General features: G+C 62.8%; 22 protein-coding genes. 19 read left to right on the top strand and 3 right to left on the bottom strand.

Annotated elements, in window-relative coordinates:
* Positions 1-9 precede the first annotated feature (9 nt).
* From nuoN to AWJ14_RS04800, 9 genes are all read left to right on the top strand, one after another.
* Positions 10-1452, top strand: coding sequence for an NADH-quinone oxidoreductase subunit NuoN (gene nuoN / locus AWJ14_RS04840; RefSeq protein WP_066175673.1), 1443 nt, complete (start codon positions 10-12; stop codon positions 1450-1452).
* A gap of 18 nt (positions 1453-1470) precedes the next feature.
* The gene (locus AWJ14_RS04835) at positions 1471-2211 is read left to right on the top strand and encodes a biotin--[acetyl-CoA-carboxylase] ligase (RefSeq protein ID WP_066175670.1); all 741 of its coding nucleotides are present in this window, start codon (positions 1471-1473) and stop codon (positions 2209-2211) included.
* Between the two features lie 128 nt (positions 2212-2339).
* Positions 2340-4007 (top strand): ribonuclease J, encoded by a 1668-nt coding sequence (locus AWJ14_RS04830; RefSeq protein ID WP_066175668.1) that lies wholly within the window; start codon positions 2340-2342, stop codon positions 4005-4007.
* A 10-nt stretch (positions 4008-4017) separates the two neighbouring features.
* Complete coding sequence (mce, locus tag AWJ14_RS04825; RefSeq protein ID WP_066175666.1) at positions 4018-4422, top strand: methylmalonyl-CoA epimerase; 405 nt, start codon at positions 4018-4020, stop codon at positions 4420-4422.
* A 112-nt stretch (positions 4423-4534) separates the two neighbouring features.
* On the top strand, positions 4535-4816 hold the full coding sequence (locus tag AWJ14_RS04820) for a DUF1467 family protein (RefSeq protein ID WP_066175663.1): 282 nt from the start codon (positions 4535-4537) through the stop codon (positions 4814-4816).
* Between the two features lie 97 nt (positions 4817-4913).
* Complete coding sequence (locus AWJ14_RS04815; protein ID WP_066175660.1) at positions 4914-5147, top strand: hypothetical protein; 234 nt, start codon at positions 4914-4916, stop codon at positions 5145-5147.
* Positions 5148-5642: 495 nt separating this feature from the next.
* A complete protein-coding gene (gene proS, locus AWJ14_RS04810; RefSeq protein WP_066175657.1) occupies positions 5643-6986 on the top strand; it encodes a proline--tRNA ligase in 1344 nt (447 codons plus the stop codon).
* Positions 6987-7015: 29 nt separating this feature from the next.
* Complete coding sequence (locus AWJ14_RS04805) at positions 7016-8317, top strand: lipoprotein-releasing ABC transporter permease subunit (protein WP_066175654.1); 1302 nt, start codon at positions 7016-7018, stop codon at positions 8315-8317.
* Entirely contained in the window at positions 8310-9011 is a 702-nt protein-coding gene (locus tag AWJ14_RS04800) for an ABC transporter ATP-binding protein (protein WP_066175651.1), read from the top strand. Before AWJ14_RS04805 ends, AWJ14_RS04800 begins: the two co-directional genes overlap by 8 nt.
* 104 nt (positions 9012-9115) lie before the next feature.
* Here the strand turns inward: AWJ14_RS04800 and AWJ14_RS04795 are convergent, their stop codons facing one another.
* Positions 9116-10276 (bottom strand): FRG domain-containing protein, encoded by a 1161-nt coding sequence (locus AWJ14_RS04795; RefSeq protein ID WP_245304132.1) that lies wholly within the window; start codon positions 10274-10276, stop codon positions 9116-9118.
* Between the two features lie 533 nt (positions 10277-10809).
* Between AWJ14_RS04795 and AWJ14_RS04790 the strand changes: the two genes are divergently transcribed.
* Positions 10810-11091: a hypothetical protein gene (locus AWJ14_RS04790; protein ID WP_066175648.1), complete on the top strand. Its 282-nt coding sequence runs from the start codon at positions 10810-10812 to the stop codon at positions 11089-11091.
* A gap of 155 nt (positions 11092-11246) precedes the next feature.
* On the opposite strand, the gene AWJ14_RS04785 is transcribed toward AWJ14_RS04790, so the two are convergent.
* Positions 11247-11924, bottom strand: coding sequence for an alpha/beta hydrolase (locus AWJ14_RS04785; protein WP_066175645.1), 678 nt, complete (start codon positions 11922-11924; stop codon positions 11247-11249).
* A gap of 249 nt (positions 11925-12173) precedes the next feature.
* On the opposite strand from AWJ14_RS04785, the gene AWJ14_RS04780 reads away from it, so the two are divergent.
* From AWJ14_RS04780 to sufA, 9 genes are all read left to right on the top strand, one after another.
* Positions 12174-13346, top strand: a complete 1173-nt coding sequence (locus AWJ14_RS04780) for a cysteine desulfurase family protein (RefSeq protein ID WP_066175640.1) — start codon at positions 12174-12176, stop codon at positions 13344-13346.
* A gap of 154 nt (positions 13347-13500) precedes the next feature.
* Entirely contained in the window at positions 13501-14970 is a 1470-nt protein-coding gene (gene sufB / locus AWJ14_RS04775; protein WP_066175637.1) for a Fe-S cluster assembly protein SufB, read from the top strand.
* A gap of 31 nt (positions 14971-15001) precedes the next feature.
* Positions 15002-15358 carry a hypothetical protein gene (locus tag AWJ14_RS04770; protein ID WP_066175633.1) on the top strand — a complete coding sequence of 119 codons (357 nt, stop codon included), beginning with the start codon at positions 15002-15004 and terminating at the stop codon, positions 15356-15358.
* 68 nt (positions 15359-15426) lie between these two features.
* On the top strand, positions 15427-15636 hold the full coding sequence (locus AWJ14_RS04765; RefSeq protein WP_139112532.1) for a hypothetical protein: 210 nt from the start codon (positions 15427-15429) through the stop codon (positions 15634-15636).
* Positions 15637-15731: 95 nt separating this feature from the next.
* On the top strand, positions 15732-16487 hold the full coding sequence (gene sufC / locus AWJ14_RS04760) for a Fe-S cluster assembly ATPase SufC (RefSeq protein WP_066175628.1): 756 nt from the start codon (positions 15732-15734) through the stop codon (positions 16485-16487).
* Positions 16488-16530: 43 nt separating this feature from the next.
* A complete protein-coding gene (sufD, locus tag AWJ14_RS04755) occupies positions 16531-17802 on the top strand; it encodes a Fe-S cluster assembly protein SufD (protein WP_066175625.1) in 1272 nt (423 codons plus the stop codon).
* A complete protein-coding gene (locus AWJ14_RS04750; RefSeq protein WP_066175622.1) occupies positions 17795-19033 on the top strand; it encodes a cysteine desulfurase in 1239 nt (412 codons plus the stop codon). Before sufD ends, AWJ14_RS04750 begins: the two co-directional genes overlap by 8 nt.
* Before the next feature lie 13 nt (positions 19034-19046).
* The gene (locus tag AWJ14_RS04745; RefSeq protein WP_066175618.1) at positions 19047-19427 is read left to right on the top strand and encodes an SUF system Fe-S cluster assembly protein; all 381 of its coding nucleotides are present in this window, start codon (positions 19047-19049) and stop codon (positions 19425-19427) included.
* Positions 19428-19535: 108 nt separating this feature from the next.
* Positions 19536-19925, top strand: a complete 390-nt coding sequence (gene sufA, locus AWJ14_RS04740; protein WP_066175615.1) for a Fe-S cluster assembly scaffold SufA — start codon at positions 19536-19538, stop codon at positions 19923-19925.
* Positions 19926-20206: 281 nt separating this feature from the next.
* Here sufA and AWJ14_RS04735 read toward each other — a convergent pair whose 3' ends face one another.
* Positions 20207-22762, bottom strand: a complete 2556-nt coding sequence (locus AWJ14_RS04735) for a GcvT family protein (protein WP_066175612.1) — start codon at positions 22760-22762, stop codon at positions 20207-20209.
* Between the last annotated feature and the right edge of the window lie 152 nt (positions 22763-22914).

Below are 22914 nucleotides of genomic sequence, written 5' to 3'. Positions count from 1 at the left end.
CTGCGGACCATGACGCCAGAAATTCTTACTTCCAGTCTACAGCTTTCCGTACCTGAACTGATGCTCGCCATCGGCGCCATGGTGCTTTTGATGGTGGGCGTGTTTTCCGGCGAAAAGTCGGTGACGCTGGTCAACGGCCTTGCGGTGGCACTGCTGATCATGGCGGGGCTGGTGCTGGTGCTGGTCACCGGCTACGGCGAGGCCTTCAATGGCGCCTTCCTGTCCGATCCCTTCGCCCGTTTCATGAAGGTGCTCACGCTGATCGGCTCGATCACGGCAATGGTGATGACCGTCGGCCATGCCAAGGCCGAACGGATCGACAAGTTCGAATTCCCGGTGCTGATCGTGCTGGCGACGCTCGGCATGATGCTGATGATCTCGGCCAACGACATGATCGCGCTCTATATGGGCATCGAGCTGCAGTCGCTTGCGCTTTACGTGGTGGCCGCCATCAACCGCGACAGCCTGCGCTCGACCGAGGCGGGGCTCAAGTATTTCGTGCTCGGCGCGCTGTCGTCGGGCATGCTGCTCTACGGCATGTCGCTGGTCTACGGCTACACCGGCTACACCGGTTTCGACGAGATTGCCGCTGCGGTCAGCGAAGGCGAGCGGTCGCTCGGGCTGATCTTCGGGCTGGTGTTCGTGCTGGCGGGCGTGGCCTTCAAGATCTCCGCCGTGCCGTTCCACATGTGGACGCCCGATGTCTACGAAGGTGCGCCTACGCCGGTCACCGCGTTCTTCTCCGCGGCGCCGAAGGTCGCCGCCATGGCGCTGTTCATCCGCCTCGTCATCGTCGCCTTCGAGCCGGTGACGCTCGACTGGCAGCAGATCGTCGTGTTCATCTCGATCGCCTCGATGGTGCTCGGCGCCTTCGCCGCGATCGGCCAGAAGAACATCAAGCGGCTGATGGCCTATTCCTCGATCGCGCATATGGGCTTTGCGCTGGTCGGGCTTGCCGCGGGCAGCCAGGCCGGCGTGCGCGGCGTGATCCTGTACATGCTGATCTACATGGTGATGACGCTCGGCAGCTTCGCCTGCATACTGGCGATGCGCCGCAAGGAAGACGGCAATGTCGAGAACATCGACGATCTCGCCGGCCTGTCGTCGACCAATCCGTTCATGGCGCTGATGCTGACGATCCTGATGTTCTCGCTCGCGGGCATTCCGCCGCTGGCAGGCTTCTTCGCCAAGTACATGGTCTTCGTCGCGGCCATCGAGGCCAAGCTCTACATGCTGGCCATCATCGGTGTTCTCGCTTCCGTGGTCGGTGCCTACTACTATCTGCGCATCATCAAGGTGATGTGGTTCGACCAGCCGTCGGAATCCTTCGTTCCGGTGGCCGGCGAGCTCAAGCTGGTCTTCGGCGTCTCCGGCATGTTCGTGCTGTTTTACGTTCTGGTGTCCAATCCGCTCGGCCTTGCCGCCGATGTCGCCGCAAAGACATTCTTTTAAGATGTCGCGGCGGGCGGCATGAAGGGACCGGAATTCCGGCATATCGAGCTGGGGGACGTTTCCTCCACCAATGTCGAATGCATGGAACGCGCCCGGGCGGGCGATCCGGGACGGCTGTGGATCACGGCGTCCCGGCAGACCGGCGGCCGCGGGCGCCGCGGCCGCACCTGGGTCTCCGAGCCGGGCAATCTCTATGCCTCGCTGTTGCTGATCGATCCCGCGCCCTGGGACGGCATGGCGAGCCTGCCGCTTGCCGTCACCATCGCCGTCCATGATGCCGTGGCGGCGGTGTTGCCCGACGCCCCGGAGCGGCTCCGGATCAAGTGGCCCAATGATCTGCTGATCGGCGGCGCGAAGACCGCGGGCATCCTGATCGAGGCCGAAGGTCTCGAAAACGGACGCCGCGCCGTGGTGATCGGCTGCGGCATCAATATCGCCCACAAGCCCGAGGCCGGGCTCTATCCCGCCACATGCCTGGCCCAGGAGGGCAGTTCCGCGACTCCGCAGATGGTGTTTGCCCATCTTGTGGGCTCGATGCAGCGTGTGCTCGATGCCTGGGACCAGGGGCGGGGGCTTGCCGCCATCCGCGACGCCTGGATCGAGCGCGCGCTCGGGTTCGGCGCGCCGGTGACGGTGAATTTGCCAGACCGGCAGATCCATGGTCTCTTCGATGGAATCGATGGTGACGGCCGGCTTGTGCTTGTCCTGCCGGATGGCAGAAAACAGATGATCGCCTCGGGCGACGTCTTCTTCGGTTGATGCTTCACGGTTTTTGCCCCGGCGCGTGCCGCGGCGAAAATCATGCAGCATCCGGTATTTTCCCATGGGGGTGGCGCGGCTCGTAGTCCGCGCCGCCGCCATGACAGCAGTTTGGACGGGACACGTAGATGAGCAAAGACCACGACCTCGTATTCCTGCCGCTTGGCGGCGTCGGCGAAATCGGCATGAATCTCGCCCTCTACGGCTATGGCTCGCCCAAGAAGCGCGACTGGATCATGGTCGATTGCGGGGTGACCTTTCCGGGCCCGGAACTGCCGGGCGTCGACCTGGTGCTGCCGGACATCGAATATGTCAAAAGCCTCGGCAAGCACCTCAAAGCGATCATCATCACCCATGCCCATGAGGACCACTATGGCGGCCTGGCGCAGCTTTGGCCGCATATCAAGGCGCCGGTCTATGCCTCGGCCTTCACCGCCGGCATGCTGGAGGCCAAGCGCACCTATGAGCGCACCCGCGCGGAAGTGCCGGTGACGGTGTTCAAGGCCGGCGAGCGCTTTACCGTCGGGCCCTTCGAAATCGAGCCGGTGGCGGTCAACCATTCGATCCCCGAACCGTTCTCGCTGGCAATCCGCACGCCGCTCGGCAACCTGGTCCATACCGGCGACTGGAAGATCGACCTGACCCCGTCGCTCGGACCGCTGACCGACGAGAACCGGTTCCGCGCCCTGGGCGAGGAGGGCGTTCTCGCCATGATGTGCGATTCCACCAACGCCATGCGCGACGGCATTTCTCCGTCCGAGAAGGAAGTGAGCCAGGGTCTGCGCGAGGTGATCGAGCAGGCCGAGGGCCGGGTGGCGATCACCACCTTCTCCTCCAATGTCGGCCGTATCCGCTCGATCGCCGAAGCCGCGCGCGATGCCGGCCGCGAGGTGCTGCTGCTGGGCAGTTCGATCAAGCGCGTGGTCGCCGTCGCCTCCGATCTTGGCATGATGGAGGGCATTCCCGAATTCCTCGCCGAGGACGAATATGGCTATATCCCGCGCGACAAGGTGGTGCTGATCCTGACCGGCAGCCAGGGCGAGCCGCGGGCCGCGCTCGCCAAACTCTCGCGCGACGAGATGCGCAATGTGGCGCTCGCTTCCGGCGACACGGTGGTGTTTTCCTCGCGCACCATTCCGGGCAATGAGAAGGGCATCATCGAGATCAAGAACGGGCTGATCGAGCAAGGCATCAAGATCGTCACCGATTCCGACGCGCTGGTGCATGTCTCCGGCCACCCGCGCCGCAGCGAGCTGGTGCAGATGTATGAGTGGGTCAAGCCGAAGATCCTGGTGCCGGTGCATGGCGAGGCGGCGCACCTGACCGCGCAGGCTGAGCTTGCGCAGGCGTCCGGGATCACGCTCACGCCGCGGGTGCGCAACGGCTCAATGCTCAGGCTCGCGCCGGGCGAACCGGAAGTGATCGGCGAAGTCACCCATGGCCGCATCTACAAGGACGGCAATCTGCTCGGCGATTTCGACGAGATGGGCATTTCCGAACGGCGCAAGCTGTCGTTCGCCGGGCATGTCGCCGTCAATGTGGTGCTCGACCAGCGTTTCGAATTCCAGCGCGATCCGGTGGTCAGCGCCATCGGCCTGCCGGCCTTCGACGGCGAGGGTGACGAGATGGAAGACATTCTCTATGATTCCGTGCTGGGCGCGGTCGAGAGCATTCCGCGCGGCCGTCGCAAGGACATCGACGGCGTGCGCGAGGCGATCCGCCGCTCGGTGCGCGCCGCCGCCAACGAGGTCTGGGGCAAGAAGCCGGTCGTCACGGTTTTCGTCAACAAGGTGTAGGGAAGCGATCATGCTGGGACGCCTGAACCATGTCGCCATCGCCGTGCCGGATCTCGCCGCCGCGACGGCGCAGTACCGGACCATGCTGGGCGCGGATGTGACCGCGCCGCAGGCCCTGCCCGAACACGGGGTCACGGTGGTGTTCGTGAACGTTCCCAACACCAAGATCGAACTGCTCGAGCCGCTCGGTGAAGGGTCGCCGATTTCAGCGTTCCTTGCCAAGAACCCCTCTGGCGGCATGCATCATGTCTGCTACGAGGTCGACGACATCCTGGCGGCGCGCGATCACCTCAAGACCCAGGGCGCGCGCGTGCTCGGCGACGGCGAGCCCAAGACCGGCGCGCACGGCAAGCCGGTGCTGTTCCTTCATCCCAAGGATTTCAACGGCACCCTGATCGAACTCGAGCAGGCCTAGGGCGGTTCGTCGTCCGATGGAACCCCGCACCCGTTTGATCTTGGTGTCCTGTCGTTTGCCGGCGAATTCCAGGTGAGACTGCCGGACTGGAAACTGTTTTAGGAGCGCGACCATGGGAATTGGCACCGGCTTTGCCATCTATTTCATCATCTGGTGGGTGGTGCTGTTTACGGTGCTGCCGTTTTCGGCGCGCAGCCAGGCCGATGAGGGCGAAGTCACTCTCGGCACCACGCACAGCGCGCCGGCGAATTTCCGCTTCTGGCCGATCTTCTGGCGCACCACACTGATTTCCGGCGCGGTGTTCGGGCTTTATCTGCTGGTCACCGTGGTGGGCGGCTATACGCTCGACGACCTGATCGCGATCACGCCGGACTTCAAGCCGGCCGCAAACTGAGCCGCGACCGGGCCGGCAGCACTGTCGGCGTCTCTTGGAACATTGCCTGTCGCCCCGCGTTGGGGTGGCACCAGCAAACGATCCACGGAGGTGCACCATGCCCAGAAACCTGAAGACCACCGACCGCTTGACCGAGACCGACCTGGCCCAGGACAAGATGGGCGACAATGCGCTCCAGGGCGACGACCAGGCCAATGTGCACAACCAGCGCGAGGCCCAGGCTGGGGTCAGGCAAAAGCCGGACGACGGCGTGGTCGAGAGCCTGAAGAAGATGGACAAGGACGTGCGCGCCGAACGCGAACTCGGCAAGGGCGCGCGCAAATCCGGCTAATCCGCCACAGCTTTCCCGCGCGTTCGGTTGATCTGCGCCCCGGTTATCGGCCCCCGACAGGCGGGGCATGGCCGGGGCGTATCTGCGGCTTGGCGGAAGGCGCCAGCAACGGGCAAACAACAAGCAAAAAAAAACAAGGCACTTGGCCTTGTTGTTCAGGTGTCGCGTGATCTGTTTCCCGGTTTCCCGGGGGCTGCGAGCAAAGCGCGCCTGAGATCCTATCCTCCCAAGACTTTGACCGCGAAATGAGCATTAACCCGTGGTAAATGCCTCTTTGGTGAGCTTTATTTATCCCAATAAAAGCGGCTTGTCACGCATTTTGTGACAGTTCGTGATCGGAGCCGCAAACAAAACGCGCATTGTCATTTCGTCGCCCCCGAAGCGGGTGCCTGACGGGTTTTCTTTGACGGGCGAAGCGGATATGAACGCTTGTCACACCGTCCCTCATTTTGCCTGATTCAGCCTTCAAGGCTCACAGCCGAACCGGATCCTCCCATGCGCCTGTCCAAGTATTTTCTGCCCATTTTGAAGGAAAACCCCAAGGATGCGGAAATCGTCTCGCACCGCCTGATGGCGCGCGCGGGGATGATCAAGCAGCAGTCGGCGGGGATCTATTCCTGGTTGCCGCTCGGCAAGCGCGTGCTCGACAAGGTCTGCGATATCGTGCGCGAGGAGCAGAACAGGGCAGGGGCCATCGAGATCCTGATGCCGACCGTTCAATCCGCCGACCTGTGGATCGAGAGCGGCCGCTACAACGACTATGGCGACGAGATGCTGCGCATCAAGGACCGCCAGGACCGGGCGATGCTGTTCGGCCCGACCAACGAGGAGATGGTCACCGACATCTTCCGCTCCTACGTGAAATCCTACAAGGACCTGCCGCTCAACCTCTACCACATCCAGTGGAAGTTCCGTGACGAGCGGCGTCCGCGCTTCGGCGTGATGCGCGGCCGCGAGTTCCTGATGAAGGACGCTTATTCCTTCGACCTCGACTACGAGGCCTCGAAGGCCGCCTATAACCGCATGTTCGTCTCCTATCTGAGAACCTTCGAGCGCTGCGGCCTGAAATCGATCCCGATGCGCGCCGACACCGGCCCGATCGGCGGCTCGCTCAGCCACGAATTCATCGTGCTGGCCGAGACCGGCGAAAGCCAGGTGTTCTGCCACCGCGACTTCGAAGGCTTCGCGGTGCCGCCGGCTGACCTCAATTACGACGACGACGCGGCGGTTGCCGGCATCGTCGAGAAGTGGACCACGCCGTTCGCCGCCACCGACGAGATCATGGAAAAGGAAGACTGGGCGCGCGCGGCCTGGGACGGACTTGCCGAGGAGGCGCGCGTCTCCGCCCGCGGCATCGAAGTCGGCCACATCTTCCATTTCGGCACCAAATATTCCGAGCCGATGAACGCCTATGTGCAGGGCCCTGACGGCAAGCAGCATTTCGTCTCGATGGGCTCCTACGGCATCGGCCCGTCGCGGCTCTTGGGTGCCATCATCGAGGCCTCGCATGACGAGGCCGGGATCATCTGGCCGAAAAGCGTGGCGCCGTTCGATGTCGGGCTGATCAACATGAAGCCGGGCGATACCGCCTGCGACGCAGCCTGCGAGAAGATCGAGGCTGCGCTCGAAAATGCCGGGCTCGACGTGCTTTACGACGACACCGACGAGCGCGCCGGCGCCAAGTTCGCGACCGCAGACCTGATCGGCCTGCCGCTGCAGGTGATCGCCGGTCCGCGCGCGGTGGCCGAAGGCAATGTCGAGATCAAGGTGCGGGCTACCGGCGAGCGCGAGACGCTGTCGATCGAGGCCGCCATCAACCGCCTCGCCGAAGCCCGTTAAGTCAGGGTCCGCCCGGAAGGAACAGCCTCATGAGCGATACCGACGCCGCCGTGAAACCCTCTTCGGATGCGCCCACCGCGCGTCCGTTTTCGGCCTTCGAGCGGATGATCGCCTGGCGCTATCTCCGGGCGCGGCGCAAGGAGGCCTTCATCTCCGTGATCGCCGGCTTCTCCTTCGTCGGCATCACGCTTGGCGTGGCCACGCTGATCATCGTCATGGCGGTGATGAACGGGTTCCGCGGCGAGCTGATCACGCGGATCCTCGGCATCAACGGCCATATCGTGGTGCAGCCGATCGACAAGCCGCTCGACGATTATGACGCGCTTGCCAGCCGCTTCAAGGCGGTCGACGGCGTCAAGCTCGCGATCCCGCTGGTCGAAGGCCAGACCTTCGCGTCGGGCGTGGTCGGTGCCGGCACCGGGGCGCTGGTGCGCGGCATCCGCGCCGAGGACCTGCAATCGCTCAAGATCGTGTCCGAGAACATCCGTTCGGGCGACATGGTCGGCTTCATTGCCGGCGAGGGGGTGGCGATCGGCTCGCGCATGGCGCAGTCGCTGGGGCTGAGCGCCGGCGACAAGATCACGCTGATGGCGCCCGAAGGCGATGTGACGCCGTTCGGCATGACGCCGCGGATCAAGGCCTATCCGATCTCGGCGATCTTTGAGATCGGCATGTCGGAATACGACGCCTCGATCATCTACATGCCGCTGCAGGAAGCGCAGCTGTTCTTCAACGCCGAAGGGCTGGTGCAGTCGATCGAGATCTTCGTCGACCGGCCCGACGAGATCGACGCGATCCGGCCGAAGATCGAGGCGGCGGCGGAGCGGCAGATCTTCATCACCGACTGGCGCCAGCGCAACCAGACCTTCTTCTCCGCACTGCAGGTCGAGCGCAACGTGATGTTCATGATCCTGACGCTGATCATCCTGGTGGCGGCGCTCAACATCATTTCCGGGCTGATCATGCTGGTCAAGGACAAGGGCCACGACATCGCCATCCTGAGGACCATGGGCGCGACCTCGGGGTCGGTGATGCGGATCTTCTTCATGACAGGGGCTGCGATCGGGGTCACAGGCACGCTTGCGGGCTTCCTGCTCGGCGTTGTCGTGTGTCTCAATGTCGAGAGCATCCGCCAGTTCTTTTCCTGGATTTCGGGGACGACGCTGTTCAACCCCGAACTCTATTTCCTGAGCCAGCTGCCTGCCGACATGGATTCCGGCGAAACCGTGGTGATCCTGGTGGTGGCGCTGGGGCTGTCCTTCATCGCCACGCTGATCCCGTCGTGGCGGGCCTCCAGGCTCGATCCGGTGCAGGCATTGCGGTATGAGTGAGGCTGAAGGTAGCAAGGTGAACACGGTTCTCGAACTGGCCGGGGTCGGCCGTCATTTCGTCCAGGGCGACAACCAGATCTCGATCCTCGACGGCGCCGACTTCGCGCTCAATGCCGGGGAGACGGTGGCGCTGGTGGCGCCTTCGGGCACCGGCAAGTCGACGCTGCTGCATCTGGCGGGCCTGCTCGAACGCCCCGACGAGGGTGAGGTGATCATCGCCGGCGAAAGCTGCAGCCGGCTGTCGGACGACCGGCGCACGGCGATCCGCCGCTCCGAGATCGGCTTCGTCTACCAGTTCCATCATCTGCTGCCGGAGTTCTCCGCGCTCGAGAACATCATGATGCCGCAGCTGATCATGGGGCTTTCCAAGGCCGAGGCGCGCGACCGCGCCACGCAATTGCTCGACTACATGCGCATCGGCCACCGCGCCGACCACCGCCCGGCGGAACTGTCGGGCGGTGAACAGCAGCGCGTGGCGATCGCGCGGGCGGTCGCCAACGGGCCGCTGGTGCTGCTTGCCGACGAACCGACCGGCAATCTCGACCCCGAAACCGCGGGCTACGTGTTCGAGGCGCTCGACGCGCTGGTGCGCCAGTCCGGCCTCTCCGCCGTCATCGCCACCCACAACCACGACCTCGCCGCCCTGATGGACCGGCGCGTGACGCTGGATGACGGCAAAGTGGTTGAGATTTAGGGCTCTAAAGTAGCCCCGTTTTTGCTGCTTGTACCAAGCCTCAATGCAACGAATATGGTTGCTACGTCTTTGGTGTACTTTGTTTCTCCCCGTACTTCAGTTGGTCAAGCAAGTTCGTACTTTTTTGCTATATCATTCGCTGCCTTCTCGATGCCGGGATATATGGTGCTGGCCATGATGTTTAGCTTCGCGAGTTGCGTGAGGATCGCCGATTTATTCTTGATGCGAATTCGGGATACTTTGATGTTGCTGTGACCTGTTTCGGGGAGAATTGCATCTTTTCCAAAGAGTAGAAAGGCGCCTGATTGTGAAACCATCCGTTCATGTGTATTTCGCGCCCGGACAAACACGATCTTACGTAGATCATCTGGCTGAATTCGGCCCTCAAAATATGGCTTTTCACGCCGGATAAAGTGAAGAAGTTTTTGAACAGCCGGCTCCTTGTTGAAGACGGTATTCTCTAAATTTAGGTCCATGGCGTTTTTCTCCTCCTCCTTCATTAGGCATAGGTTTGTGATGCAGCTCACGCGGTCTGAGTCGAAATGAAGTACGTCTTGGCTTGGTGAGCGGAGAATTACGACCTCTCCCTCTATTTCATTTCCATTGCTGTCTCTTTTAGACGTGGAGCAACAGAAATAAAGCGCGACCAGGGGGTTGGAACTGACGTCGAGCAAGCGGGTCGGGAGTCCAAAATGCTGCATACGCACCAGCCTGTCCAACATCGAACGGTCGTTTGAGAATTGAGCGTCCTGAACGCTTAGCAATTCACGAACCATAACTTCCTCCTTCGGGAGGTATTTGTAGCCGCCAGCCGGATTGCGACGAAATAATGATGGTACTAGTTGGTAATTGAAGTCCGAGTGCCCACGATAAAAAATCTCTTCGCCGGATCGCTCTTCAAGTGCGAGGACACGCGTCATAAATTCCCGCAAAGTGCCGACGGGCTCGATCGGCTCTTGTTCTTGCGCAGGTAGCGTCTGGGGCACCGCGGTATTGTCTAAGTTTGGCGGCTGCTGGACGATGTTCGGGAGAACGGTGTTCAGATCGACAGATTTGATCGCCCAGTGGGTTCGGTATAATTCAAAGGCATCCAGTCGAAGAGCACTGCGGAAGTTTTCGCGATTGGGAACGGGAACCTTTCCGAAATCATGTGATAGTGTAAATGTGAATTTGATATCGCCACTATCTACAGAGAGGGCCGAAACACTACCGAGCCGAATGCGAAAGAATTCACTGCCGTCGCTCTCGCGTTCGAGTTCGCTCATGAATAGTGTGGGAAGCCCAGCGAGATAATCGAGGCTGGTTTGCGTAACAGGCTTAAAACTCGCTGCTATTGACGGGTCCGTGTATTCTAAGAAGCGTGACAGCGGAAACCTATCGGAGTGAGACTCACCCGGTGGGACGTTCCAAGAAGAATCATTGCTCGCCATAATTATACTGAACAATTTTTATTTCCTTCGAATCGAAATGATCGGCAACTCGTCGACACGATCATATTCGGTAGGGAGAAGGCTTAACGCCATAATTTTTTAATTTTCATCAGAATTTATTTATAATACTAATTTATTTATTTTTAATTGTATGGCATCTGATACGCTGCTGTCGTTCAGATGTTTGAGGGAGTGAGTTAGGCTTTATTTGGGAGCAATTCGCCCAGCCCGCTCACGCACAGTCTTGATATCGGCTTTTTGAGGCAGCCTAAATTAGTTTGGAACACCAGCTCTACCCGTGTGTTGACACGAGTGTACATCTGCCGCCCAGGTCCCACCCGCGCGCGTCACCAAAAGGAGCACCCGCCATGACCGGCCAGTTGCTTGCAATCCTGCTCGTGCTGCCATTCGCGCTGATGTTCCTTTATGCCGGATTTCATGAGTTCCAGCGCTACAAGGCCGAGGGGCGGGCGAAATATGGGCTTGTCTTCAACGAGGAGACAGGAACCACGCATGTGACCGGCATTCCCGAGCATGAGGACGGCTACGACCCGGCGGAATTCGATCCGGGCGCGTTCAACGAGCGGGACACGGACGGGGACGACGCCGCGGAAGATGCGGACGACGACAAGAGCGGAAACAGGGCCTAGCGCAGGGCGCTGGCCGGCGCGGCAGCGGGCATGTTCCGGCCACCAATCTGGTTCCGGCCCACGGCATGATCCCTGCGTCCCCGATGACCGCGCAACAAAAAAAACACGGCAGGTTTCCCTGCCGTGCCTGTTGCAGTCGATTCGGACGGCTGCGTCTAACGCAGGCGCTTGGCGGCCGTTTCCGGGACCAGTTCGCCGGCGAGACGGCGGTCGAGATAATCCTCGCATTCGGCCATCAGCTCGTCGACCTTGCCGGTGAAGAAATGATTGGCGCCGGGCACGGTCTTCTGGGTGATCAAAATGCCCTTTTGCAGCTTGAGCTTCTCGACCAGCCCGTTGACGTCCTTTTCCGGGGCCACGCGGTCGGCGTCGCCGTGGATGATCAGGCCCGAGGAGGGGCAGGGAGCAAGGAAGGAGAAGTCATAGGTGTTGGGCTGCGGCGCGATCGAGAAGAAGCCCTCGATCTCCGGACGGCGCATCAGAAGTTGCATGCCGATCCAGGCGCCGAAGGAATAGCCCGCGACCCAGCAGCTTTTCGAATCCGGATGCAGGCTCTGCACCCAGTCGAGCGCGCCGGCGGCATCCGAGAGTTCGCCCGCGCCGTGGTCGAATTCGCCCTGGCTGCGGCCGATCGAGCGGAAGTTGAAGCGCAGCGTGGTGAAGCCGCGCTGCTGGAACATGTAGAACAGCTGGTAGACGATCTGGTTGTTCATGGTGCCGCCGAACTGCGGATGCGGATGCAGGATGATCGCGATCGGCGCGTTCTTTTCCTTGCCCGGCTGGTAGCGGCCCTCGAGGCGTCCGGCGGGTCCGTTGAAAATGACTTCAGGCATTGCTACTCCATACATCGGCTGGGTTCATGCGGGCCGCGCGGGCGCCGTCAGGCAGCGTATCGGGCGCCGGGATAGTGCTATCCGCCCTTGACGGGGGCGGGGAGGCTCCCTAGAACCTAGTTTAGAATCGTTCGAAACTGCAGCGGGATCGCTGAAAGTGTCTGTGTCTTACGGCATCGGACACTGAAAATTCAAGAAAAATGCGTCCGGCCCAAGTTGAGCCGCCGCATTCGGGAAACAAGGGTCGTCATGGCGAGCGAGCGCCTCTATCTCGATTACAATGCCACGGCCCCGCTGCTTGAAGAAGCGCGGGCCGCGATGCTTGTCGCGATGGAGCTTGCGGGCAACCCGTCCTCGGTGCATGCCGAGGGGCGCAAGGCCCGGGCTGTGGTCAGCCGCGCACGCGATGCGGTGGCCCGGCTTTGCGGCGTGCCGACCGCGCAGGTGACCTTCACCTCCGGTGCCACCGAAGCCGCCAATCACGTCCTGACCCCGGAATTCCGCATGGGCCGCGCGCCGCTCAGGGTTTCGCGCCTGTTCGTGAGCGCGGTCGAGCATCCCGCCATCCTCGCAGGCGGCCGCTTCGCGCCGGACCAGATCACCGTGCTGCCGGTCGATGCCCAGGGTCGGCTCGATCTGGGCGCGCTCGAGGCGGCGTTCAGCGGCCACGACGTGTCCACGGGACAGGCGATGCTGGCGCTGCAACTGGCCAACAACGAGACCGGCGTGATTCAGCCGGTGCGCGAGGCGGCGGCGATCGTCCGGGCGCACAAGGGCCTCATGGTGGTCGATGCGGTGCAGGGCGCGGGGCGGCTCGACCTCTCGATTGAAAACCTCGGCGCGGATTTCCTGATCCTGTCGGGCCACAAGATCGGCGGCCCCAAGGGCGTTGGCGCGCTGGTGAGCGCGGGTGAAATGCTGATGCCCGTGCCGCTTTTGCGCGGCGGCGGGCAGGAAAAGGGCCATCGCGGCGGCACCGAGGATCTTGTCGGGATCGCCGGGTTCGGTGCGGCGGCGGAGCGGGCCTTGTCGGCGCTTGCCGAGATTGCCGCGCTCGAAGCGCTGCGCGACCGGCTCGAGGCCGGGATCCGCGCGATCGCCCCGGACGTGATCATTCACGGTGCGGATGCAAGCCGGATCGCCAATACCAGTTTCCTCACGCTGCCTGGCCTCAAGGCCGAGACCGCGCAGATCGCCTTCGACATGGAGGGCGTGGCGGTGTCGGCGGGTTCCGCCTGCTCGTCGGGCAAGGTCGGCCCGAGCCATGTGCTGGCGGCGATGGGAGCGGATGCCGATGCCGGAGCGATCCGGGTCAGCTTGGGCCGCGTACACACGATGACCGACGTCGAGCGCTTTCTCGATGTCGTCAAAACCATCAATGCCCGACGGCTTGCGCGCCGGGCTTCGCAGCCCGCGGCATGAGCCGCGACGAAATTGCTGTCGTGAAATGTGGATTTTTCGCGATAGTCATGGCGTGAACGGCATTCACGTCCTACATAGTGCGGTAATCCCTTCGGGATGATCCACACGACGTTAACAAGCTGCCGGCCTTGACCCGGCGAGATTGGAGAGCGCCATGCCTGCTGTGCAGGAGACCATCGATCAGGTCCGTCAGATCGACGTTGACCAGTACAAATACGGTTTCGAGACCGTCATCGAAAGCGATACCGCGCCCAAGGGCCTGACCGAAGACACCATCCGGTTGATCTCGGCCAAGAAGAATGAGCCCGACTGGATGCTCGAATGGCGTCTCGACGCGTTCCAGCGCTGGCTTCAGATGGAAGAACCGAGCTGGGCGCGCGTCGACTATCCCAAGATCGACTTCCAGGACATCCATTATTATTCCGCGCCCAAGAGCACGGTCGGCCCGAAATCGCTTGACGAGGTCGATCCGGAACTGCTGCGCGTCTATGAAAAGCTCGGCATTCCGCTGCGCGAGCAGGAGATCCTGGCGGGCGTCCAGACCTCCAAGATCGCGGTCGACGCAGTGTTCGATTCCGTCTCCGTGGTGACCACCTTCAAGAAGGAACTGGCCCAGGCCGGCGTGATCTTCATGTCGATCTCGGAAGCGATGCGCGAGCACCCCGACCTGGTGCGCAAATATCTCGGCACCGTGGTGCCGGTCACCGACAATTATTACGCCACGCTCAACGCCGCCGTGTTCACCGACGGATCTTTCGTCTACGTACCCAAGGGCGTGCGCTGCCCGATGGAGCTGTCGACCTATTTCCGCATCAACGAGAAGAACACCGGCCAGTTCGAGCGCACGCTGATCATTGCCGAGGAGGGCGCCTATGTGTCCTATCTCGAAGGCTGCACCGCGCCGCAGCGCGACGAGAACCAGCTGCATGCCGCCGTGGTCGAGCTGATCGCCATGGACGACGCCGAGATCAAGTATTCGACGGTGCAGAACTGGTATCCGGGCGACAAGGACGGCAAGGGCGGGATCTACAATTTCGTCACCAAGCGCGGCGACTGCCGCGGCGACCGCTCGAAGATCTCCTGGACCCAGGTCGAGACCGGCTCGGCGATCACCTGGAAATACCCGTCCTGCATCCTGCGCGGCGACGACAGCCGCGGCGAGTTCTATTCGATCGCGGTGTCGAACGGCTACCAGCAGATCGATTCGGGCACCAAGATGATTCATCTGGGCAAGAACACCTCGAGCCGGATCATCTCCAAGGGCATTTCCGCCGGCCATTCGTCCAACACCTATCGCGGCCAGGTTTCGGCCCACCGCAAGGCGACGAACGCCCGCAACTTCACCCAGTGCGACAGCTTGCTGATCGGCAACGACTGCGGCGCGCACACGGTGCCCTATATCGAGGCCAAGAACTCGACCGCGCAGTTCGAGCACGAGGCGACCACGTCGAAGATCTCCGAGGACCAGCTGTTCTACTGCCTGGCCCGCGGCATTCCCGAGGAAGAGGCGATCGCGCTGATCGTCAACGGCTTCGTCAAGGAAGTCATCCAGGAACTGCCGATGGAGTTCGCCGTCGAGGCGCAGAAGCTGATCGGCATCTCGCTGGAAGGCAGCGTCGGCTGACGACACGTCCTGAACAGGAGTTCATCCCGACATGACCGGCTTGCCCACCCATCTGATCGTCCAGGGACTTGCGCTGTTCGCGTGGGTGGCGCCGGTTCACGCCGACATGGTGGTCGTGAACGGCCGTAGCGTTGTCAATCAGGACAGGCTGTCTCTTGAGGTCTACAAGAATGACGGCTGCCCGATCTCGATGCAGTTTCTGCGCGACAACTCGGTGGACCGGTTCTTCACCTGCGAGGGCGACTGGGACTGGGATGATGTCAAGGCGCTGACGCGGTACTATCGCGACAGGGTGAATATCGAGCGGGAAGTCGACTACTTCGATGTGGCAAACAGCTTTCCCAATGCCTGCAAGGCCGTCGATTACAGGCCCGGGGGCTCTTGCTGACACCGGTTTCGGCTCGCCAGCAGGGAAACGCGGTGTTCGGCAGTCAAGGAACCGAATGGATGAATGGTGTGAACCTGAAAGCTGAAACAAGGATCGAGATCGACAAGCTGAAGAAGCGCTACCGCGATCTCGGCGGGTCGATCGAGGATCTCCTGGAGGCGATCTCGCGCGGATCGACCACCAGCGACGCGGTGCTGAGCCGGGAGCTGACCAAGGCACGGATGGAACTTGCGTCCATCGCGCGCCGGCTGCAGGGCCTGCAGAACGACGATGACTGAAGGCGTCGCCATGGGGGCAAGGTCCGAGAAGGGACTGGCCCGCCTGGCGGCAGCCGATTGAGACAGATTATGAATTCGAGTTGGGAAACAACGCTATGCTAGAAATCAAGAACCTTCATGCCCGGATCGCCGAAGACGGCACGGAAATCATTCGCGGCCTCAACCTGACCGTCAAGGCCGGCGAAGTCGCCGCCATCATGGGGCCGAACGGCTCCGGCAAATCGACGCTGTCCTACATTCTCGCCGGTCGCGACGACTACGAGGTGACCGAAGGCGACATCCTCTACAATGGCGAGAGCATTCTCGAGCTCGATCCGTCCGAGCGCGCCGCCAAGGGCATTTTCCTCGCCTTCCAGTATCCGGTCGAGATTCCGGGCGTGGCCACCATGCAGTTCCTCAAGGTGGCGATGAACGAGCAGCGCAAGGCGCGCGGCGAGGAAGAACTGAAGACGCCCGACTTCATCAAGCTGGTCAAGGAAGCGGCAGCCAGCCTGCAGATCGATATGGACATGCTCAAGCGTCCGCTCAATGTCGGGTTCTCCGGCGGCGAGAAAAAGCGCGCCGAGATCCTGCAGATGAAGCTGCTCGCGCCGCAGCTCTGCGTGCTCGACGAAACCGACTCGGGCCTGGACATCGATGCGCTCAAGATCGTTTCCGACGGGGTCAACGCGCTTCGCTCGCCCGACCGCGCGGTGATCGTGATCACCCACTACCAGCGCCTGCTCGAATATATCGTGCCCGACAGCGTGCACGTGCTCTACAAGGGGCAGGTCATCAAGTCCGGCAGCAAGGAGCTGGCGCTCGACCTGGAAGCCAACGGCTACAGCCAGATCATCGAAGACGCCGCGTGAACCGACGCCGTAAAGACGGGCCGCAAGGCCAGGAGAGACAGGCATGAACATGCAGACCAAGCCGCCACGCACCGCCGCCGAACAGGCGCTCCTCGACAGTTACGCCGAAATGGTCGGCCAGTTGCCGGGTGACGCCAGGGTGACGGTCGCGCGCGACCGCCTTTTGAGCGCGATTGCCGAAAAGGGCTTGCCCACCAAGCGCATCGAAAGCTGGCACTACACCGACCTGCGCGCCGTGCTGCGCGCGGTTCCGGTCAAGGCGGGCGGTTCTGCCCGTGCGGCCGAACCGCTGGTCAGGGACGCACTGGTATGCCCGGTGGTGCAGGGCCAGGCACTGATGCCCCGCGTCCCCGAGGGCGTGGAGCTGAGCCCGTTCATGGAGCTTCTGGTGTCGGGCGAGGCTGCGCCGCTGCTTTCGAGCCGCGGGGCCGACGACCTGGTCGGCGAACTCAACGGCGCCTTCGTGTCCGACGGTTACCGCCTGGCGATCGAGGCAGGCCGCGAACTCGACGAGATCCTTGAACTGCAGTCGGTGCAGGCGGGCGGGCAGGCACATACGCGCTTCTTGGCCGAGATCGGCGCGGGCGCGAAGGCGACGGTGGTCGAACGGCATCTCGGCGAGACGTCGAACGCCGGATTGTCGAGTTCCGTGTCCACGCTCGACCTCGGCGAGGGCGCCGAAGTGACCTGGATCCTGGTGCAGGGAGCCGGCGAGGCCGACCAGCATCTGGGCCAGACCATCGCCCGGCTCGCGGCGGGCGCCACGCTCAAGCTGTTCGTGATCAATGCCGGCGGCAAGCTGGTGCGCCGGGAGGTGCATGTGGATGTGGCCGGCGAGGGCGCCCATTTCGACCTGCGTTGCGTCAATCTGCTTGCCGGCGACAGCCACACCGACGTGACCATGACGCTCGGGCACATGGTGCCTGAAACAACCTCGTCCGAAATCGTGCGCAACGTGGTGCTCGACCGTGCCCGCGGCGTGTTCCAGGGGCAGATTCGGGTTGCCCAGGTGGCGCAGAAGACCGACGCCAAGATGTCCTGCAACACGCTTCTGCTGTCCGACGAGGGCGAGTTCGCGGCCAAACCAGAACTCGAGATCTTCGCCGACGACGTGGTCTGCGGCCACGGTGCGACCGTCATCGACATCAATGCCGACCATCTGTTCTACCTGATGGCGCGCGGCGTGAGCGAAAAGACGGCGCGGGCGCTGCTGGTCAACGGCTTTGTCGATGAACTGATCGACGAGCTTGAAGACGAAGCGCTGGTCGAGCCGCTGAGATCCCTGATAGAACAATGGCTTGTCGATCATGGCTGATATTCTGAATCAGGCCTATGACGTCGAGGCGCTGCGGCGGGATTTTCCGATCCTGTCGCGCAGCGTGCATGGCAAGCCGCTGGTCTATCTCGACAACGGTGCCTCCGCGCAAAAGCCGCAGGTGATGCTCGACGCCGTCGCCCATGCCTATTCGAACGAATATGCCAATGTGCACCGCGGGCTGCATTTCCTGTCGAATGCGGCGACTGACGCCTATGAAGCCGCGCGTGCGATCGTGCAGCGGTTCCTGAACGCGCCGTCGCCGGACAATGTGGTGTTCACCAAGTCCACGACCGAGTCGATCAACACCGTCGCCTATGGCTACGGCATGCCGCACCTGAAGGCGGGCGACGAGATCGTGCTCAGCATCATGGAGCATCACTCCAACATCGTGCCGTGGCATTTTCTGCGCGAGCGCCAGGGCGTGAAGATCACCTGGGTCGGCGTCGACGACCAGGGCAATTTCGATCTCGACGATTTCCGCGCGGCACTGACCGAGCGCACGAAGCTGGTGGCGATCACGCAGATGTCGAACGTGCTCGGCACGGTGGTCGACATCAAGGAAGTCTGCCGCATCGCCCACGAACGCGACATCAAGGTGCTGGTCGATGGCAGCCAGGCGGCCGTGCACATGCCGGTCGACGTGCAGGCGCTCGATTGCGACTGGTATGTGATGACCGGGCACAAGCTTTACGGTCCTTCGGGCATCGGCGTGCTCTATGGCAAGACCGACGCGCTCAAATCGATGCAGCCCTTCATGGGCGGTGGCGAGATGATCATCGACGTGAGCGAGGAGGCGGTGACCTACAACGATCCGCCGCACCGCTTCGAGGCCGGCACGCCGCCGATCGTGCAGGCGATCGGGCTTGGCGCCTCGCTCGACTACATGCTGAAGATCGGGCTTGACCGGATCGCCGCCCACGAGGCGGATCTCGCATCCTACGCCGCCGAGAAGCTGTCGGCCGTCAATGCGCTGAGGCTGATCGGCACCGCACCGGGCAAGGGGGCGATCTTCGCCTTCGAGATCGAGGGTATTCATGCCCACGACATCTCGATGCTGATCGACCGCTCCGGCGTGGCGGTCAGGGCGGGCACCCATTGCGCCCAGCCGCTGCTCAAGCGGTTCGGCGCCACCTCTACCTGCCGGGCCTCGATGGGGCTCTACAATACCCGCGCCGAAATCGATGTGCTGGTCGAGGCACTCGGAAAGGCGCGGGAGTTTTTCTCTTGAAGGAGCCAAGCCGATGAGCGACGCATCCGAAACCGACACTGCCCCCGTGACCGATCCGGCTGCCGAATCCGCCATTCCGAAGGAAGAGCTGGCGCGGCTGAGCGACGACATCATTGCGGCCCTGAAGACGGTCTACGACCCGGAAATTCCCGCCGATATCTACGAACTCGGGCTGATCTACCGGATCGACATCGAGGATGACCGGCTGGTCAAGATCGAGATGACGCTGACCGCTCCGGGCTGCCCGGTGGCGGGCGAAATGCCGGGCTGGGTGGAAAACGCGGTCAACACGGTCGAGGGCATTTCCGGCGTCGAGGTCTCGATGACCTTCGATCCGCCCTGGACGCCCGACCGGATGAGCGAAGAGGCGCAGGTGGCGGTCGGCTGGTACTGACCCGCAAGCCGGACCGGTCTGTGGTGCGCTTGTTAACCTGACCGTTTCACACTACATTCATGGAACGAAGCAGCGGGCCTTGAACCCGTGTAGCCGAAGGAGACCGTGATGGGTTTTGCCGTAATGACACTGACGCCGGCCGCGGCCGAGCGCGTGAATGCGATCGTGAAGAATTCCGACAGTGCCGCGGGAATCCGCGTCAGCATCAAGAAGGGTGGCTGCGCGGGGATGGAATATGCCATCGACCTCGCCACCGAGATCAATCCCAAGGACGACCGGATCGAGCGCGACGGCGCTTCGGTGTTCGTGGCGCCCGAGGCCGTGCTCTACCTGCTCGGCACCGAGATGGATTACGAAGTCACCAAGCTGCGCTCGGGTTTCGTCTTCAACAACCCCAACCAGACCTCGGCCTGCGGCTGCGGCGAATCGGTGGAGCTGAAGCCCGCCGATCTCGCGCGCCTTGCCGCCGAAGGCAATGCCGTGGTGCGGGCGGAATAGGTTCGTACGCTGAATCAAGCGGTTTTGAAATTGAATCCGAAGACGCCCGCAAGTCCCTGACTTTGCGGGCGTTTTTGTGTCTGTCGCGATTTCGTTGAAGGGTTATCGGATAGGGCGCGGTGCCGCTTTTTCCGTCATGCCGGACTTGATCCGGCATCCAGCAGGCGAGCGTCCGCGAGCCGGTAGACCCGTCTTATCGCCCTACAAAGGAGTCATTCACCGCGCCGACGCGCGGTGGCTGGATGCCGGATCAAGTCCGGCATGACGGGGATAAGGCGAGCCTAACCCCGCATCTTCTCGCCCGCCGGGTCAAACGGTGCCTCAAGTGCGATGCGCGCCCCGCGGCGGATGCCGAGGATTTCGATTTCGAACATGCCTTCGTCTCCGTTCGAGGCGAGTGCGGCGGGGATGTAGCCCTGTGCCATGGATGCGCGAACCGTGTGGGCGTAGCCGCCGGAGGTGATCCAGCCGACGACGCGCCAGTCGCCGTCGCGCAATGAGCCGCCTTCGGGTTTGGCGATCTCCTTGCCGTCGCCGTCAAACCGCGGCGCGCCGTAGCCGTGCGGCGGCTCGACGGTGCCGTAATCGGTGTCGCCGACCTTCGCCCAGACCGGTTCGTCGCCCATCACGTCGGCGTCCTCGGCGTCGACCAGGAACGAGGTGCGCATCAGCTTCGGGCCGTCGGCGTGCTCCTTCGCAGCGGCCTCGCGGCCGATGAAATCGTTCTTCGAAAGCTTGACGAAGCGCTCCATGCCGCCCTCGAACGGGCCGTAGATCGGCCGGAGTTCCCGGAACCAGGTGGGGAAATTCTTCTCGAGCCGCATCGACAAGAGCGCGCGCATGCCGAAATCGACGATGCCGAATTCTTCGCCCGCCGCCTTGATCGCGCGGTAGACCGCCTGCTGGTAGCAGGGCTCCATCCAGATCTCGTAGCCGAGATCGCCGGTATAGGTGATGCGGCCGACCACGCAGGGCGCGCCGCCCACATCCATGGTGCGGATGTCCATGAAGCGGAAGGCGGCGTTGGAGACATCGGTATCTGTGAGTTTGGAAAGAACATCGCGGGCGCGGGGGCCGGCGATCGAAAGCCCGACCAGCGTCATGTCGTAGCGGTGGACAAGCACGCTGCCATCCTTGGGCAGGTGCCGCTCGAACCAGCGCATGTGGTAGCGCTGCGCCGCCGACGAACCCCAGACCATGAAGACCTCGTCCGACAGCCGGGCGATGGTGAAATCGCCGATCAGCTTGCCGCGCTCGTTGAGCATGGGGGTGAGCACGATGCGGCCGGTCTTGGGCATGGTGTTGGTCATCAGATGCGACAGCCAGGCCTCGGCGCCGGTTCCGGAGACGCGGTACTTCGCGAAATTGGCGATCTCGGTCACGCCCACGCGCTCGCGGGTGGCGCGGACCTCGTTGCCAATGTGGTCGAAATCACTGGAGCGGTGGAAGGAAAGCACGTCATGGGCTTCCTCAGCCGAAGGCGCGAACCAGAGCGGCGTCTCGAGCCCCCAGCTGTCGCCCATCACCGCGTGGTTGTCGCGCACCATCACGTCGTAAAGGGCCGTGGTCTGCTGCGGGCGGGCGGCCGGCAGTTCCTCGTTCGGGAAGCGGATCGAGAAGCGGCGCGAATAGTTCTCGCGCACCTTGGCATTGGTGTAGCGCAGCGTCGCCCATTCGCCGAAGCGGGCGACATCCATGCCCCAGATGTCGGCGCCGGGGTCGCCATGAACCATCCAGTTCGAGAGCGCCAGCCCCACGCCGCCGCCCTGGGAGAAGCCCGCCATCACCGCGCAGGCGGTCCAGTAATTGGTGAGGCCCGGGACGGGACCTACCAGCGGATTGCCGTCGGGCGCGAAGGTGAAGGGACCGTTGATCACCTGCTTGATGCCGGCGTTTTCGAGCGCCGGGAAATGGCGGAAGCCGACCTCGAGCGAGGGGGCGATGCGGTCGAGATCGGGGGCGAGCAGTTCGTGGCCGAAGTCCCAGGGCGTGTTGACCGGCGACCAGGGCTTGCAGGCCTTCTCGTAGGTGCCAAGCAGGATGCCCGAGCGCTCCTGGCGCGTGTAGATCTCGCCCTTGAAGTCGATCACGCCGATCAGTTCGCGGCCGGTCCTGGCGTTGAAGTCCAGAACCTCGGGCATTTCCTCGGTGAGCAGATACATGTGCTCCATGGCAAGCAGCGGCAGTTCGAGGCCGACCATGCGGCCGACCTCGCGCGCCCACAGCCCGCCGGCATTGACCACGTGCTCGGCCTTGACGGTTCCCTGTTCGGTGACGACGTTCCAGGTGCCGTCGGGATCTTGCGTCAGTTCGGTCACGCGGTTGCGCAGGACGATCTCGGCGCCGAGCTTGCGCGCGGCCTTGGCATAGGCATGGGTGGTGCCCGACGGATCGAGATGGCCCTCGACCGGATCCCACAGCGCGCCCACGAAATTGCTTTCGTCCATCAGCGGGAACATGGCTTTCGCCTCGGCCGGGGTGATGAGTTCGGTTTCCATGCCGAGATAGCGGCCCTTGGCGTGCACCAGCCGCAGGAAATCCATGCGCTCGGGGCTGTCGGCCATCATCACGCCGCCCGTCAGGTGCAACCCGCAGGACTGGCCGGAAAGTTCTTCGAGCTCCTGGTAGAGGCTCACGGTATAGGCCTGCAGCTTGGCGACGTTGGGGTCGCCGTTCAAGGTGTGGAAACCGCCGGCGGCGTGCCAGGAGGAGCCGGAGGTGAGTTCCGAGCGTTCGATCAGCATGACGTCGGTCCAGCCGGCCCTGGCCAGGTGATAGAGCACCGAGCAGCCGACCACGCCGCCCCCGATGACCACGGCTCTCGCATGCGATTTCATTGACGCTCTCCCGGCTCCCGAAACCGCGGCAGCTTGCGAAATCGGAAACCCACGCACAAGGGGCAAATGCGACATCGCCGCACAAAGATTTTCCGCGCCCCGGGCGGTCGCCGCTTGTGCCGGCGCGCTCGGCTCTCCACATAGGTCCGCAC

The sequence above is a fragment of the Parahoeflea olei genome (genome assembly GCF_001703635.1).
GTDB lineage: Bacteria > Pseudomonadota > Alphaproteobacteria > Rhizobiales > Rhizobiaceae > Hoeflea > Hoeflea olei.
This window is presented reverse-complemented; position numbering and strand designations above follow the sequence as displayed.

Bases quoted from the DNA above. Each gene is read 5' to 3' on its own strand.
- AWJ14_RS04780 (WP_066175640.1), top strand. From the start codon at position 12,174: ATGGCGAGCGAGCGCCTCTATCTCGATTACAATGCCACGGCCCCGCTG.
- AWJ14_RS04815 (WP_066175660.1), top strand. From the start codon at position 4,914: ATGCCCAGAAACCTGAAGACCACCGACCGCTTGACCGAGACCGACCTG.
- AWJ14_RS04735 (WP_066175612.1), bottom strand. From the start codon at position 22,762: ATGAAATCGCATGCGAGAGCCGTGGTCATCGGGGGCGGCGTGGTCGGC.
- AWJ14_RS04770 (WP_066175633.1), top strand. From the start codon at position 15,002: ATGACCGGCTTGCCCACCCATCTGATCGTCCAGGGACTTGCGCTGTTC.
- AWJ14_RS04805 (WP_066175654.1), top strand. From the start codon at position 7,016: ATGAGCGATACCGACGCCGCCGTGAAACCCTCTTCGGATGCGCCCACC.
- AWJ14_RS04830 (WP_066175668.1), top strand. From the start codon at position 2,340: ATGAGCAAAGACCACGACCTCGTATTCCTGCCGCTTGGCGGCGTCGGC.
- mce (WP_066175666.1), top strand. From the start codon at position 4,018: ATGCTGGGACGCCTGAACCATGTCGCCATCGCCGTGCCGGATCTCGCC.
- AWJ14_RS04790 (WP_066175648.1), top strand. From the start codon at position 10,810: ATGACCGGCCAGTTGCTTGCAATCCTGCTCGTGCTGCCATTCGCGCTG.
- proS (WP_066175657.1), top strand. From the start codon at position 5,643: ATGCGCCTGTCCAAGTATTTTCTGCCCATTTTGAAGGAAAACCCCAAG.
- AWJ14_RS04800 (WP_066175651.1), top strand. From the start codon at position 8,310: ATGAGTGAGGCTGAAGGTAGCAAGGTGAACACGGTTCTCGAACTGGCC.
- AWJ14_RS04795 (WP_245304132.1), bottom strand. From the start codon at position 10,276: ATGAGCGAACTCGAACGCGAGAGCGACGGCAGTGAATTCTTTCGCATT.
- AWJ14_RS04820 (WP_066175663.1), top strand. From the start codon at position 4,535: ATGGGAATTGGCACCGGCTTTGCCATCTATTTCATCATCTGGTGGGTG.
- AWJ14_RS04785 (WP_066175645.1), bottom strand. From the start codon at position 11,924: ATGCCTGAAGTCATTTTCAACGGACCCGCCGGACGCCTCGAGGGCCGC.
- sufA (WP_066175615.1), top strand. From the start codon at position 19,536: ATGGGTTTTGCCGTAATGACACTGACGCCGGCCGCGGCCGAGCGCGTG.
- sufB (WP_066175637.1), top strand. From the start codon at position 13,501: ATGCCTGCTGTGCAGGAGACCATCGATCAGGTCCGTCAGATCGACGTT.
- AWJ14_RS04750 (WP_066175622.1), top strand. From the start codon at position 17,795: ATGGCTGATATTCTGAATCAGGCCTATGACGTCGAGGCGCTGCGGCGG.
- AWJ14_RS04745 (WP_066175618.1), top strand. From the start codon at position 19,047: ATGAGCGACGCATCCGAAACCGACACTGCCCCCGTGACCGATCCGGCT.
- sufC (WP_066175628.1), top strand. From the start codon at position 15,732: ATGCTAGAAATCAAGAACCTTCATGCCCGGATCGCCGAAGACGGCACG.
- sufD (WP_066175625.1), top strand. From the start codon at position 16,531: ATGAACATGCAGACCAAGCCGCCACGCACCGCCGCCGAACAGGCGCTC.
- nuoN (WP_066175673.1), top strand. From the start codon at position 10: ATGACGCCAGAAATTCTTACTTCCAGTCTACAGCTTTCCGTACCTGAA.
- AWJ14_RS04835 (WP_066175670.1), top strand. From the start codon at position 1,471: ATGAAGGGACCGGAATTCCGGCATATCGAGCTGGGGGACGTTTCCTCC.